At 70.7% G+C, this 14,397-nt stretch carries 13 protein-coding genes; 6 read left to right on the top strand and 7 right to left on the bottom strand.

All coding sequences use genetic code 11. The features are described 5' to 3' along the window. The first annotated feature begins 13 nt into the window (after positions 1-13). Complete coding sequence (locus ABZ453_RS24375) at positions 14-1,555, top strand: alpha-L-fucosidase (RefSeq protein ID WP_359017632.1); 1,542 nt, start codon at positions 14-16, stop codon at positions 1,553-1,555. Between the two features lie 56 nt (positions 1,556-1,611). Here ABZ453_RS24375 and ABZ453_RS24370 read toward each other — a convergent pair whose 3' ends face one another. From ABZ453_RS24370 to ABZ453_RS24340, 7 genes are all read right to left on the bottom strand, one after another. Then, positions 1,612-2,223 (bottom strand): DedA family protein, encoded by a 612-nt coding sequence (locus tag ABZ453_RS24370; RefSeq protein ID WP_359017630.1) that lies wholly within the window; start codon positions 2,221-2,223, stop codon positions 1,612-1,614. Positions 2,224-2,326: 103 nt separating this feature from the next. After that, complete coding sequence (locus ABZ453_RS24365) at positions 2,327-3,148, bottom strand: helix-turn-helix transcriptional regulator (RefSeq protein WP_359017628.1); 822 nt, start codon at positions 3,146-3,148, stop codon at positions 2,327-2,329. A 234-nt stretch (positions 3,149-3,382) separates the two neighbouring features. Continuing rightward, entirely contained in the window at positions 3,383-3,625 is a 243-nt protein-coding gene (locus tag ABZ453_RS24360; RefSeq protein WP_359017627.1) for a DUF397 domain-containing protein, read from the bottom strand. A 130-nt stretch (positions 3,626-3,755) separates the two neighbouring features. After that, positions 3,756-4,559, bottom strand: a complete 804-nt coding sequence (locus tag ABZ453_RS24355) for an SAM-dependent methyltransferase (RefSeq protein WP_359017625.1) — start codon at positions 4,557-4,559, stop codon at positions 3,756-3,758. A gap of 59 nt (positions 4,560-4,618) precedes the next feature. Continuing rightward, positions 4,619-5,785, bottom strand: a complete 1,167-nt coding sequence (locus ABZ453_RS24350) for a DNA gyrase subunit B (RefSeq protein WP_359017623.1) — start codon at positions 5,783-5,785, stop codon at positions 4,619-4,621. Between the two features lie 244 nt (positions 5,786-6,029). After that, positions 6,030-6,572, bottom strand: coding sequence for a GNAT family protein (locus ABZ453_RS24345; RefSeq protein ID WP_359017621.1), 543 nt, complete (start codon positions 6,570-6,572; stop codon positions 6,030-6,032). A gap of 83 nt (positions 6,573-6,655) precedes the next feature. After that, positions 6,656-7,669 carry a LacI family DNA-binding transcriptional regulator gene (locus ABZ453_RS24340; protein WP_359017788.1) on the bottom strand — a complete coding sequence of 338 codons (1,014 nt, stop codon included), beginning with the start codon at positions 7,667-7,669 and terminating at the stop codon, positions 6,656-6,658. Positions 7,670-7,950: 281 nt separating this feature from the next. Here ABZ453_RS24340 and ABZ453_RS24335 point away from each other — a divergent pair, with 281 nt between their 5' ends. From ABZ453_RS24335 to ABZ453_RS24315, 5 genes are read left to right on the top strand one after another with little or no spacing between them, the layout of a single operon-like run. Then, positions 7,951-9,243, top strand: a complete 1,293-nt coding sequence (locus tag ABZ453_RS24335) for a sugar ABC transporter substrate-binding protein (protein WP_359017619.1) — start codon at positions 7,951-7,953, stop codon at positions 9,241-9,243. 6 nt (positions 9,244-9,249) lie between these two features. Next, positions 9,250-10,143: a sugar ABC transporter permease gene (locus tag ABZ453_RS24330; protein ID WP_359017617.1), complete on the top strand. Its 894-nt coding sequence runs from the start codon at positions 9,250-9,252 to the stop codon at positions 10,141-10,143. Next, on the top strand, positions 10,140-11,045 hold the full coding sequence (locus ABZ453_RS24325; protein ID WP_359017616.1) for a carbohydrate ABC transporter permease: 906 nt from the start codon (positions 10,140-10,142) through the stop codon (positions 11,043-11,045). The genes ABZ453_RS24330 and ABZ453_RS24325 overlap by 4 nt, the downstream gene beginning before the upstream one ends. Positions 11,046-11,074: 29 nt before the next feature. After that, complete coding sequence (locus ABZ453_RS24320; protein ID WP_359017613.1) at positions 11,075-12,331, top strand: glycosyl hydrolase; 1,257 nt, start codon at positions 11,075-11,077, stop codon at positions 12,329-12,331. Further along, on the top strand, positions 12,328-14,388 hold the full coding sequence (locus ABZ453_RS24315; RefSeq protein WP_359017611.1) for an endo-beta-N-acetylglucosaminidase: 2,061 nt from the start codon (positions 12,328-12,330) through the stop codon (positions 14,386-14,388). The genes ABZ453_RS24320 and ABZ453_RS24315 overlap by 4 nt, the downstream gene beginning before the upstream one ends. Positions 14,389-14,397 lie beyond the last annotated feature (9 nt).

The following is a 14,397-nucleotide window of genomic DNA, read 5'->3' as shown; positions in this document are numbered from 1 at the left end:
GTCCGATCCCCCCATGGCTCTCTCCAGACGCCTCTTCGTCACCACCGCCGTCGCATCGGTCTCCACGCTCGCCGCGCCCGGCCTCCCCGCGTTCGCGGCGAGCGCGCCCGGTGACCGCTCCCGCCTCCCCGTCAGCCCCGACGACACACCCGACGAGCTCATCCGCAAGGCCTCCCAAGTCCGGCCCACCGCACGGCAGATCGCCTGGCAGGCCCTGGAACAGACCGCCTTCCTGCACTTCGGCGTGAACACCTTCACCGGGTTGGAGTGGGGCACCGGAGACGAGGACCCGAACGTCTTCCAGCCCACCGGCCTGGACACCGACCAGTGGGCCCGCGCCCTGCGCGACGGCGGGTTCAGGCTGGCGATCCTCACCGTCAAGCACCACGACGGCTTCGTCCTCTACCCTTCCCGCTACACCGACCACTCGGTGGCGTCGAGCAGTTGGCAGGGCGGCCACGGCGACGTGCTGCGCTCCTTCGCCGACTCCATGCGCCGGTACGGCCTCAAGGTCGGCGTCTACATCTCACCCGCCGACGAGAACCAGTACCTGCACGGCGTCTACGCCAACGGCAGCGTCCGCACCACCCGCACCATCCCCACCCTGGCCGAGGGCGACGACCGCACCCCGGACGGCTTCCACATCCTTCCGGCGACCGACTACGGCGCCCACATGCTCAACACGCTCTACGAGGTGCTCACCGAGTACGGTCCGGTCGACGAGGTGTGGTTCGACGGCGCCCAGGGCCACATCCCGCCCGACAAGGTGGAGAACTACGACTGGGACAGCTGGTACGCCCTGGTCCGTGCCCTCGCACCGGACGCCGCGATCGCCGTGACCGGGCCCGACCTGCGCTGGGTCGGCAATGAGGACGGGCTGGCCCGCGAGAACGAGTGGAGCGTCATCCCGGTCAAGGAGAACCAGTACGGGCGCACCGACTGGGCGTTGTCGTACGACACCGCCGACGAGGGCAGCCGCGACGCGCTCGTGACCGCCCAGCCGAAAACGGACTACCTGCAGTGGTGGCCCGCCGAGTGCGATGTGTCCATCCGGGACGGCTGGTTCTACCACCCCGACCAACTCCCGAAGTCCGTGGACGACTTGACGAAGATCTGGTTCGGATCGGTGGGCCGCAACTCGGTCCTGCTGCTCAACGTCCCGCCGGACACGGACGGCCGGCTGCACGACACCGACGTCGTCCGGCTGCGGGAGTTCCGCGCCCGCGTCGAACGAGAGCTTCCGCGCGACCTGGCCCGGGGCGCCCGCACCGCCCGTACCGCGGCCGGAGTCCAGGTGGATCTCGCCGCCGCGCGCGAGGTGGACCGCGTCCGTCTCGCCGAGGACATCCGGCACGGCCAGCAGGTCGAGGGCTTCGTCGTGGAGTCCTGGCGCGACGGCGCCTGGGTCCGGGCGGCCACGGCCGGAACGATCGGCGCGAGCCGCATCCTGCTGCTGTCGCAGCCCGTCACGGCCCGGCGGTGGCGGGTACGGGTGACGGGGGCACGGGGTCCCGTACGGATCGCGGAGTTCGGGCTGTACCGGTCCGAGGTCTGACGGGGTACTCGATCAGGGCGGTCACCAGGGCGTCGGCGACCTGGTGACCGCCCGCCTCAGGTCTCGCGGCCGCGGCGGTGGCGGCGGACCCGCCAGACGACCAGGGCCACGACCACGAGCACGGCCACCACCAGTGCCATGGTCTTGCCGATCAGGCCCTCGGCCCGCTGGTAGGCGGCGCCCGCCGCGTAGCCGAGGACGGCGTTCCCGACACCCCAGACCAGTCCGCCGAGCGCGTTGTAGAGGAAGAAGCGGCGGTAGGGCATGCCCGAGGCGCCCGCCATCGCCGGGACCAGGGAGCGGAAGAGGGCGACGAACCGGCCGATGAAGACGGCCGCCGGACCGCGCCGGCGGATCAGGTCGCGCGTCCTGTCCGCGCCGTGGGCGTGCCGGCGCAGTGGGCGGCTGTGCAGGACCGGGGGGCCGAGGCGGCGGCCGAGCTCGTAGCCGACGCCGTCCCCGGCGATCGCGGCCAGGACCACGGCGACGGCCAGCCAGACCAGGTCGACCACGCCCTGCCGGGCCAGCACTCCGCCGACGATCACCGCGGTTTCCCCGGGCAGGACGAACCCGAAGAAGAACGCGTCCTCGGCGAAGACGAGGCCCACGACCACGACGTACACCACCGGCCCGGACAGATGTGCGAGCCAGTGGGTGACAGCGCCCATCCGCCGACTCCCTTCCCAGCGGCCGTCGAGTACCCCGTTACGGCGCGGAGGTCTCCTCGTCCCCTGTCGGGCGGCCCGGGAGGATGTCCGGGCGTCGCGTTCCTCAGGTCTCGGCCAGGACCTTCTCGAGGAAGCCCACCGAGTCCGCCGCCGACAGCGCCACCAGGGTGAGCCGGTCCATGACCGCGAGGTAGTGGTCGACGTCCTCCGGCTTGTCCAGGTAGAGGGCGCTGGAGAGCTGTTCCAGGTAGACGATGTCGGGCAGGTCCGGGACCGGGAAGCGCAGCACGGTGACCGGGCCGCCCGCCGCCGCGTGACCGCCCACATGGAAGGGGAGCACCTGGACGGTCACGTTGGGCCGGCCGGCCGCCTCGATCAGGTGCCGGAGCTGGTCACGCATCACCTCGGTCCCGCCGAGCGGGCGGCGCAGCGCCGCCTCGTCCACCACGACCCACAGCCTGGGCGCGTCCGGGCGGGACAGCAGCGACTGCCTGGTCATCCGCAGGGTGACACGGCGCTCGACAGCGTCCTCGGAGGTGACGGAGTGGCCGAGCCGGACGACTGCTTCGGCATAGGCGGGGGTCTGCAACAGGCCCGGCACGAACTGGACTTCGTAGGTGCGGATGAGACAGGCCGCCTCCTCCAGCCCCAGGTGCTGCTCGAACCAGCTCGGGAAGGCGTCGCCGTACGCCCGCCACCAGCCGGGCTGGTTCGCCTGCCGCACCGAGTCCAGCAACTCCTCGCGTACGGCGGTGTCGTGGACGCCGTACAGGGTGAGCAGGTCGGCGACGTCACGCACCTTGAAGCCGACGCGGCCCAGTTCCATGCGGCACAGTTTGGCGTCCGAGGCGCGGATCTCCGAGGCGGCCCGCTCCCGGGAGATGCCGAGGGACTCGCGCAGCCGGCGCAGACGGGTGCCCAGCATGATGCGCTGCACGGTGGGGCCGCCGTGCCTGAGGCTGAGTAGCTGGGAATCAGGGCGAACGGGTTCTGGTCGAGCTGCTGCCGCCATGGTCATCCCCTCGGCCGCCGCCGTGCGTTGCGTCGTGACTCGCCAAGGAGCGTAGCACCGCGTCGCCGCGCCGCCGCGGGGCGTGAGAGGGCCGGAGGGCGTCGGTCGTCGACCGGGCCCTCCGGCCGTCCGCGGGTGTGCCCGACGTCAACGACCGGGGAGTAGGCCGTCGAAGTCGCCGTCCTTCACACCGCGGACGAAGGCGGAGATCTCGGCGCGGGGATACACGAGTGCCGGACCTTCGGGGTGACGGGAGTCGCGTACCGCGACGCTGCCGTCCGGGAGCACGGCGAGCTCGACGCAGTTGCCCTCGGGGTTGCTGTGCCGGCTCTTTCGCCAGACCACCCCGGTCAGCCGGTCGGCCGGCGTGCCGTTGCTCACGTGCTGCATCTGAGGCCTCTTCGAGATCAACTCGCCCGGCAGTCACTGCGGTTGCGTGGCTACGACAGTACCAAGATCGTCTGCAATTGCAGCGGTAATTGCGTTTTTCCGTTCTCGCGGATTTGAGGGCTTGTGGCCGTCAGGCCTTACGGCCGATGCCGCAGATCGCGTCCACCTCGGAGGGGGAGCGGCCCACGTCGACCGGCTCGGGGTGCCACTGGGAGGTCGGGACGATGCCGGGCTCGACGAGGTCGAGTCCGTCGAAGAAGGCCGCGATCCTTTCCGGGCTGCGCAGGTGGTAGGAGCTGGCGGAGTTGGCGTTGTACACCGAGATCGCCTGGTTGAGCGTGTCGTTGGTGTCGGTGCCGTCGGCCAGGGCGAGGTGGCTGCCCGGAGGAAGGGCGTCCAGGTAGCGCGCCACGAGCGCCTCGGGCTCGTCGGAGTCCGGGATCTGCCCCAGGATGCCGAGCATGGTCAGGGCGACGGGCCGGTCGAAGTCCAGGGTCCGCGCGGCCCCTTCGAGGATGCGGTCGGGGTCGCGGACATCGGCCTCGAGGTAGGCGCAGGCACCCTCCGGGGTGCTGGTGAGCAGTGCCTGGGCGTGCACCAGCACCAGCGGGTCGTTGTCGACGTAGACGATGCGGCTGTCGGGCGCGAACCGCTGGGCGACCTCGTGGGTGTTGTCGACCGTGGGTAGTCCGGTGCCGATGTCCAGGAACTGGCGGATGCCCGCGTCGGCGGCCAGATGGCGCACCGCGCGGACCAGGAAGCGCCGTTGGAGACGGGCGAGCAGCGCGATGTCCGGGAACATCTGCAGGATCATCTCGCCGGCCTGCCGGTCGGCGGCGTAGTTGTCCTTGCCGCCCAGCAGGAAGTTCCACACACGGGCCGAGTGGGGCTGGTCGGGATGCAGCCGGTCGGCCTCCGGTTCTTCGGAAGTCATGGGCAAAGCGTCACACGAAGTGGGCGGCGCTGTCCGGCGGTTGACCGGCTACGGCCCCGTCACACCGGTGTTCGGACGATCTCCCCGACGACCGCCTCCGCGCGCTCCGGGTGCTCCTCGAACCAGGCGCCGAGATGGTGGTGCACTGCCTCGGCGACACAGACCCGCACCTCGGTGTTGCCGAGCAGTCCACGGATGGGCCCGAGGTACTCGGGGCGGTCCAGCTTCACCGACACGACCGCCGTCAGGCCCCGGCCGATCCGGTCGGCGATCGAACCGGTGTCCGTGGCCGCCGGCAGTCCCCGCTCCCGCGCGTACGCGGTGACGGCGGCCGTCACCCCGTCGCGGAACCCGTCCACGTGCGTGCCGCCCTCCCGGGTGAGCCGGCCGTTGGCGAAGCCGCGGACGCCTTCCGCGTCCCTCCCGCCCCAGTGGAGGGCGATCTCCATCGTTCCCGCCATCCGCGGGTCCTCCCGCTGGAAACCGATGACGTCCGGATGGAGGGACCCGCCGGCCTCCGCGTCGAGGGCGGCCACGAAGTCGCGTACGCCGTCCGAGTAGCGGAACCGCTCCAACCGCGCCTGTCCGTTGGGGCGTTCGTCCGTCAGCGAGATCTCCAGCCCCCGGTTGAGGAAGGCCACCTGCCGGAAGCGCTCCGCCAGTACGGCGAACGAGCACCGCGCCGTCTCGAAGATCTCCGTGTCGGGCCAGAAGGTGATGGTCTTGCCCGTGCCGGTCGCGGATCCCACGGCGGCGGGCGGGGCGAGGGCGACACCGCGCGCGTATTCCTGCGCCCGGCGCACCCCCTCGCGCCGCACCTCGGCGGTCAGCCGGCTCGACAGGGCGGTGGCGACGACGAGCCCGAGGCTGAAGGCGCCCACGTACACGGAGTTCCGGTCACCGGGTCCGGCCCCGGCGTACAGGGTGGCCAACCGGGGTTCGAGCCCCGGGCCGCCGATGTCCCCGGCGGCCGGTGCCTCGAAGGGGGGCGCCGGTGCGTCGTCGGTCACCCGCACACCGCCGTCGGCCATGAGCGTGACGTCGACGCGGCCGGCCCCCTGGGTGAGGACGTCGTTCACCGCCTCGCTCACGACCGCGAACACCAGCTCGTGCAGACCGCGTTCACCGGTGGAGCCGACATACATCCCGGCCCGCTTGCGAACGGCTGTGAGCCCCTCCAGCACCTCGATATCAGAAGCGTCGTACCGCTTGCCTTCCCCACTCACGAAGACCCCTCCCCTGGCGTCCGGCGGATGTCTCCACCCTAGGAGAAATCCAGGAAAAGGCCAGTTCAGGGTGGTTGTGTCAAAGCTGCGGAGGAGAGGGAGAGGGCCTGCGGGACGAGGGGCGGCGCAGGGGGTGCGCAGGCGGCCGAAAAGGGGCCGGCGACCCCACCGAGGCCGCTCACGCCCCCGTCCTGGACGCTTCCCAGGCCCCTGTTTCCACGGTCCTGGCGCTGCTGCCCGCGCGCTAGCTCTTCGCGTTCTGCTTCCACTCCTGCACCAGGAGGCCGAGCAGGACCTCGTCCAGGAACTCGCCCATCACCCAGGCCGAGGACCGCAGTACGCCCTCGCGGACGAAGCCGTTGTGTTCGGCGGCGCCCAGCATCGCGTGGTTGTCGGCCAGTGTCTCGATCTGGAGGCGTTGCAGACCGCGGACGACGAAGCCGTAGTGGCACAGCACCGCGACCACGTCGGTGCCGTAGCCCTTGCCACGCGAGGACGGCAGGAGGCCGAGCCCGATGTGCGCGAAGCGGTTGTGGTTGTCGATGCCCCAGAGGGTCGCGGTGCCGACCAGTGTGCCGCCGTCCAACTCAACGACGGAGAAGGGGACATGGCCTTCCTTCATGTCGTCCACCACGAGCCGCGGATCCTTCGAGCCGGGCGAGACCGGCCGCCATGGCCCGCCTTCCGCCCGCGAGGAGTTGACCACGTCGTCGTAGAGCTCGGTCCGCAGCACCGGCATGTCGTCCTCGTGGCGGGCCCTGAGTCCCACCTTCTCGCCCTTCAGCATGCAGGCTTCCTATCGGACGCCGTCGGCTGCGGCAATCCAATATGTGAGCACCTGAGCCGGGCGAGCCAGTCGTGGCCGGCGGTCTATGCGGGTGCCCGTGCCGCCCCCGTGCTGTCCCGCACGATGACCTGGGGCACCGGCACCCGTACCGTTCGTGCCGGGCCGCCGTCCACCAGGGCGGTCAGCTCCCGTGCCGCCGTACGGCCGAACTCCACGCTGTCGCGGGAGAGCGCCGACAGCCACGGCTTGACCATCCGGCACAGGGCCGAGTCCTCCCAGGACAGCACCGACACGTCGGCCGGTACGGAGAAGCCCAGTTCGGCGGCGGTGGCCACGCCGGCTACGGCCATCACGTCGTTGTCGTAGATCAGCGCGGTCGGGGGAGCGGGGCGTCCCAGGACCCGGTGGGTGACGGCGGCGCCCTCCGCGTCGGAGTAGTCGGTGGTCACCGACTCCACCTCGGCCAGCCCCCGGCGCTCCGCCTCGGCGCGCAGGGTGCGGACGCGGCGCTCGGTGTGCGCCAGACCGGGCAGGCCCGCGATGTGCACGATCCGGCGGTGGCCGAGCGCGTACAACTCGTCCACGACCGAGGCCATCGCACCCGCGTCGTCCGCCCAGACCGTCGACAGACCGGGGTGACGTTCGCCGGGGGCGCCACCGATCACCACGGCGGGCAGGCCGAGTTCGTCCAGCAGGTCGGGGCGCGGGTCGGCGGTGCGCGGGTCGACGACGAGGACGCCGTCCACGCGGTGCTCGGCCCACCAGCGCCGGTAGACCGCGCACTCGTCGTCGACGTCCTCGACCACCTGGAACAGCAGGCCCAGATGCCGTTCCGCCAGCACCTCCTGTATGCCCGAGACGAGTTGGAGGAAGAAGGAGTCGACCCCGAGGGTGTCCGCGGGGCGGGCCAGCACGAAGCCGACCGTCGCCGCGCCCTCACCGGACAGCTGGCGGGCCGCGGTGCTGGGCCGCCAGCCGAGCTCCTCGGCGACCTGGCGCACCCGGTCACGGGTCCCCTCGGAGACGCCCGGCCGGCCGTTGAGCGCGAAGGAGACGGCGCTCTGGGAGACCCCGGCGTGGCGCGCGATGTCCTTCATCGTCGGCCGACGCGCGGGCGACCGCTTGCCTGACACGGTGATTCCCCATTCAACTTTCAATATCCGGCGGACGGGTTGTTCGGACGGATTGGCGGACGGATGGCAGAAGGATAGGAGGGTAGGCACTAATGCGGTTCAGCCGCAAGAACCTAATGCGCATTAGCAACTAATGCGATTAGCTCCTCCGGTTCCATTGACGGGCCGATGAACCGGCGTGCAGGGTCTGCGTGGTTGGCCAACCCAGCAGCACCGACCCCGTTGCCCAAGGAGGCCGTTCCGTCGTGTCCGTTTCCCGCAGAACCCTTGCCGCAGCCGCCTTCGTCGCCCTTGTCCTGCCGCTCAGCGCGTGCGGTTCGGGAGGCGACGACGGCGGATCGGGCGACGCATCCGGCAAGGTCGAGGGCGACATCACCTTCCAGACCTGGAATCTGCGCGCCAACTTCAAGTCGTACTTCGACGGCGTGATCGCCGACTTCGAGAAGCAGTACCCGGGCACCCACGTGAAGTGGATCGACCAGCCCGCCGAGGGCTACGCCGACAAGATCAGCGCCGACGCGGCGGGCGGCACCCTGCCCGACGTCGTCAACGTCTCCCCGGACCTGGTCGCCCCGCTCGCCAAGGCCGGCCTCGCACTCGACCTCGACAAGGCGGCGGCCAAGTACAAGAAGGAGTACCTGCCGGGCGCCTGGGCCAGCCATCGGATACCGGGCATGACCGGCACCTATGCTTATCCCTGGTACCTCAACACGGGCCCGCTCTTCTACAACAAGTCGCTGTTCAAGAAGGCCGGACTCGACCCCGACAGCCCGCCGAAGACGTACGACGACCTCTTCGCCGACGCCCTGACCATGGCGCACAAGAGCGACGGCAAGGTCGCCACCCTCGCCAACGTCCCCACCATCGAGGACTTCGGCCGCTACGGCGTGGAGCTGATGAACAAGCAGGGCACCGCATTCACCTTCAACGACGCCAAGGGCATCCAACTGCTCAGCAAGTACAAGGAGTTGTACGACGCCAAGGCGCTGGACCCGCAGGCGCTGACCGCCACCCCGGAGTCGTCGGGCAGGAAGTTCCTCACCGAGGCCGTCGCCATGAACCCGGGCAGCGCCCTCGACCTCGACAACTTCAAGAAGCAGGCGCCGAACCTGTACAAGAACATCGGCATCACGGACCAGATCACCAGCACCGGCCACGTCAACATGTACGTCATGGGCGTGATGGTCAACTCCAGGACCAAGCGCACCCCGGCCGCCGTCGCCTTCGCGCACTACGTCACCGACGCCGAGCACCAGATGTCCTTCGCCAAGAAGGTCGCCATCTTCCCCAGCACCGCCGGCTCCCTGGAGGACCCCTACTTCACCAAGGAGGACGGCACCGACGAGACCCGGGTGCGGATCGCTGCCGCCAAGTCCCTGAAGAACGCGGTCAATTACACGCCCGTGCTGTTCAGCGACCAGATGAAGACGGCCCTGCGCAACGAGGTGGCCAAGGCGCTGCAGGGCAAGGAAAGCCCCAAGGCGGCTCTCGACAACGCTGTCAAGGCCTGCAACACACTCCTCCAGCAGCAGGGCTGACGCGCGATGGCCACCTCGACCGTCACCCGGGTACGGCGCCAACTGCCGAGCAGCCCCTGGCTGTTCGCCGCGCCCGGGCTGCTGATCACCGGCGTGTTCATCCTGTACCCGTTCGTCTCCACGGTCGTGGGCGCCTTCACCGACCGCCGCACCCTCATCCCGGGGAAGTTCGTCGGCCTCGCCAACTTCCGTGAGCTGCTGCACGACGACATGTTCTGGATCGGCCTGCGCAACAGCACGCTGTACGTCGTCTGCGTCGTCCCCGCCCTCGTCGTCCTGCCGTTGCTGCTCGCGCTGCTGGTGCAGAAGAACATCCCCGGCATCACCTTCTTCCGGTCGGCGTTCTACACGCCGGTCGTCGCCTCGATCGTCGTGGTCGGCCTGATCTGGGTGTGGCTTCTGGACGAACGCGGCCTGATCAACTCCCTGTTGGAGACCATCGGGGTCGGCCGCGTCGGCTTCCTCAGCGACCAGTGGCTGCTGCTGTTCAGCGCCATGGCCGTGACCGTCTGGAAGGGCCTCGGCTACTACATGATCATCTATCTGGCCGCGCTGGCCAACGTCCCGCGGGAACTCCACGAGGCCGCCGCCGTCGACGGCGCCGGCGCGGTCCGCCGCTTCCTCACGGTCACCGTGCCCGCCGTCCGCTCGACGATGGTCCTGGTCGGCGCGCTGTCCTCGGTCGCCGCCTTCAAGGTCTTCTCCGAGGTGTATCTGATGGCAGGCCCCAGCGGAGGACCGGCCGGTGAGGACACCACCCTGGTGATGCTGGTCCAGCGCACCGGCACCGGCCTCACCGGCCGTGTCGGCTATGCCTCCGCCATCTCGCTCGTCGTCTTCGTCGTCACCGTCGCGCTGATGCTGCTGGTGCTGCGCGCCGACCGGAGGGAGGCGTCATGAGCGTCCTGGAGAAGGCACGGCCCGTCTCCCGGCCCGAGGCCCCCCGTGAGCCCCGCGTCACCGACGAGCACGGCCGCCGCATCCGGGTGGGGGAACTCGTCGTGCGCTACGTGCTGTTGCTCGCCGTCCTCGCGCTGACCGTCGGGCCGTTCCTGTGGCAGCTGTCCACCTCGCTCAAGGGGCCCACGGAGGACATCTTCGGCTCACCGCCGAAGTTCCTGCCCGGTCACCCGACCCTGCACAACTACGAGCGGGTCGCCGACACCATCCCGGTGTGGGACTACGCGCTGAACTCCCTCAAGGTCGCCGCCGTCAACGTCGCGACCAACTGCGTCGGTTCGGCCCTCGCCGGCTACGCCCTGGCCCGGCTGCGCTACCGCGGCCGACGCGTCGCCACCCTCGTGTTCATCCTGGCGATGCTCGTACCGGTGGAGGGCATCATCATCGCCCAGTTCACCACCATGCGGGAACTCGGGCTCAACAACACCCTCGTCGGGGTCGTCCTGCCCGGCTGCATCGCCGCCATGAACGTGCTGCTGATGCGCAACGCCTTCCTCAACCTGCCGTACGAGATCGAGGAGGCCGCCTACGTCGACGGCGCCAACGTCTGGCAGCGGTTCCTGCGCATCGCGCTGCCCTCGGTGCGCGGCACCGTCGCCGTCGTGGCGATCTTCGCCTTCATGGGCGCCTGGGACGACTTCCTGTGGCCGCTGATCGTGCTCAGCGACCCGTCCAAGTTCACGCTGACCGTCGGCCTCAACTACCTGCACGGCACCTTCGCCAACGACGAACGCCTCGTCGCCGCGGGCACGGTCATCGCCGTCGCCCCGCTGATCGCCCTCTTCGCCTGTCTGCAGCGGTACTTCTTCCGCGGGGTGGGCGAGGGGGCCGTCAAGGGCTGATCGCCGTCTACGAGTTCCAAGGACACCGCATGCCTCCTGCCGTGCGCTTCGGCGTCAACTACACCCCCAGCGAAGGGTGGTTCCACCACTGGCTCGACTTCGACCTCGACTCCGTACGCGCCGACCTCGACTCGATCGCCGAGCTCGGCCTGGACCACGTCCGGGTCTTCCCGCTGTGGCCGTACTTCCAGCCCAACCGCACCCTGATCCGCCCACGGGCCGTCGAACAGCTCGTGGCCCTGGTGGACGCCGCCGCCGAACGCGACCTCGACGTCAACGTGGACGGACTGCAGGGGCACTTGAGCAGTTTCGACTTCCTGCCCGCCTGGACCCGCACCTGGCACCGGCGCAACCTCTTCACCGACCCGGACGTCCTCGACGGCCAGGCCGCCTATCTGCGCACCCTGGCCGCCGCCCTCGCCGACCGCCCCAACTTCCTCGGCATGACGCTCGGCAACGAGGTCAACCAGTTCTCGGCCGGCCCGCACCCCGACCCCGACCGGGCCTCCGCGGCGCAGATCGACGCGTGGCTGGAGCGCATGCTGACCGCCTGCGAGAAGGGCGCCCCCGGCAAGCTGCATCTGCACGCCGAGTACGACGCCACCTGGTACCAGGACGACATGCCGTTCACCCCGGCCCAGGCCGCCCGGCACGGCGCCCTCACGGCCGTGCACTCCTGGGTCTTCAACGGCACCGCCCAGCGCCACGGCCGTACCTCCGTACCGACCGAACACCACGCCGCGTACCTCATCGAACTGAGCAGGGCCTGGGCCGATGACCCCAACCGCCCCGTCTGGCTCCAGGAGGTCGGCGCCCCCGCACCCCTCATCCCGCCCGAGCACGCGGCCACCTTCACCGAGGCCACCGTCGCGAGCGCCCTGGACTGCCCCGACCTGTGGGGCATCACCTGGTGGTGCTCCCACGACGTCTCCCGCGACCTCGCCGACTTCCCCGAACTCGAATACGGGCTCGGGGTGTTGACGAACGACCGGCACCCGAAGGACACGGCACGCGTACTGGCCGGCGCGGCGGCGCGCGAACACAGGGCGCCCGCGCCGCGCACCACCGCCCTCGTCGTCCCCGCCGACCCGGCGGTACGGTCCCGCTGCGCGCCCGGCGGTCCGGTCTTCGACGCCTACTTCCGGCTGACCGCCGACGGTGCACGGCCCACGACCGTCCTGGACACCCGCGCGGACGACAAAAACCACCTCGCCGTACGCGGCATCACCGAAGTCGTCACTCCCGAACAGGTACTCCCCACCCCACAAGGAGACACCAGCTCGTGAACCCCACCAGACGCACCGTCCTGCTCGCCGGCACCGCGGCCGCCCTGCTGCCGTCCCTGCCCGCCGTCGCGGCGACCCGCCGGGCCGACGCCACCACGACCCCGCCGTACGCCTCCTACTGGTACCCGGACTCGCTGCCCTCGGGCACGCCCGGCACCGGCACCACCTGGCGGAGCCTGAAGTCCTGGACGGCCGCCGGTGACGCCGACCTCGCCTTCAACGCCGCCTCCGTGCCGCTCGCGCCCCGCTTCACCCCGACCCCGGCGAACACGACGGCCCGCTCCGGGCAGGCCCGTATCCAGTCGCTGGTGTCCTTCGGCCCGACCTCGAGCAACCCCTCCCAGGGCTCGGCCACCGCCGACTACTACGCCCTCACCCACTGGGCCTACCTCGACGAACTCGTCTTCTGGGGCGGCTCGTCCGGCGAGGGGCTGATCCTCGCCCCGAACGCCCCCGTCGTCGACGCCGCCCACCGCCACGGCGTGCCGGTCCTCGGCAACATCTTCCTGCCGCCCACCGCATACGGCGGCCAGCTGCGGTGGACCCGGGACCTGGTGCAGAAGGACGCCTCCGGGCACTACCCCCTCGCGGCCCAACTCGTGGCCGTGGCGGCGGCGTACGGCTTCGACGGGTGGTTCGTCAACGCCGAGACCGCAGGCGGCGACAGTGCCCTGGGCGCGGACATGCTGGGCTTCGTCAAGGAGCTGAAGGCGCTGGCGGCGGCCCGCGGACAGCGCGTGACCTGGTACGACGCGATGACCGTGAACGGGACGGTGAGCTGGCAGGGGGCGCTGAACGGCCAGAACCAGGCCTTCTTCCAGGCAGCCGACGACCTGTTCGTCGACTTCCGCTGGACGGCGGGCACCCTCGCCTCCTCCGGGACCAAGGCCGGCCAACTCGGCCGCAGCCGATACGAGTTGTGGGCGGGCGTCGACGTCGAGTCCAACGGGTCGAACACCTCCGTCAACTGGGACGCGATCGTGCCGACCACCAAGACCCATGTGACGTCGATCGGGCTGTACCGGCCCGAGTGGACCCGCAACCACCTGCCCGCCTCGCGGACGCCCGGTGACTTCCACGCGGCGGACGACCGGTTCTGGACCGGGCGGTCCCAGGATCCGTCCAAGCCCGACGCCGGTGACCCCTGGCGGGCCCCCGCGGTGTCGGTCGCGGACCGGTCGACAGTGAGCGGCACGCCGTTCGCCAGCACCTTCAACACGGGGCACGGGCTGCGGTGGTACGAGGACGGGGCAGTCACCTCGGACGTGCCGTGGAACCACCTCGGGCTCCAGGACCGGCTGCCGTCCCGGCGATGGGTGGTGCGGACGGAGGGGCAGCGGCCGGCCGTCTCCTTCGACTTCGCGGACGCCTGGCGAGGCGGCAGCAGTGTGCTGGTGGACGGTGAACTCGACGAGCCGGTGGTGCTGGACGTGTACGCGGCGCGGCTGCCTGCCGGTGTCGACACGGTTGTCGAGCTGACCCATCGCACGGACGCGGGTGCTGTGAACGTCGAGCTCGCCGTCGCCCTGGGCGAGCCGAGCGCGCCGGGGGCGACACCGCCGTACTCGTACCTGCCTGTGAACGCGGTCAACAAGGGACAGCACCACCACCGGGGACGGCGGCGGGGCGTGCGTGTGAAGTCGGTCAACGGCTGGGAGACGGTGACCGTGCCGCTCACAGGCCTGACCGGCACGGTCCACGCCATCGGGGTACGGCTCACGGCCACCGACGGCCCGGTCACGTGGCGGCTCGGCGCCCTCGCCGTGCGGGACGCGGTCAGCACCCCGGCCGCCCCCTCCGGCCTGCGCGTCACCGCGGCCTCCGGCGGCGACCTGCGGTTCGCCTGGACCGCCGCACCCGGTGACGTACGCCAGTACACCCTGCACCGCCTCCTCGCGGACGGCACCCGGCGTTTCCTCGGCGGCACCTGCCAGAGGGCGTACTTCGTCTCCGGCCTCCAGCCCGAACAGGGCGAGCCGGCCGCGCGGTTCGAGCTGCGTGCCGTGGGGGAGCTGTACACCTCGTCGGCCCCCGTCACCGTGACCCACCCCTGGTAACCGTCCGTC

The sequence above is a fragment of the Streptomyces sp. NPDC005799 genome, from assembly GCF_040630525.1.
Classification (GTDB): Bacteria; Actinomycetota; Actinomycetes; order Streptomycetales; family Streptomycetaceae; genus Streptomyces; species Streptomyces griseorubiginosus_B.
This window is presented reverse-complemented; position numbering and strand designations above follow the sequence as displayed.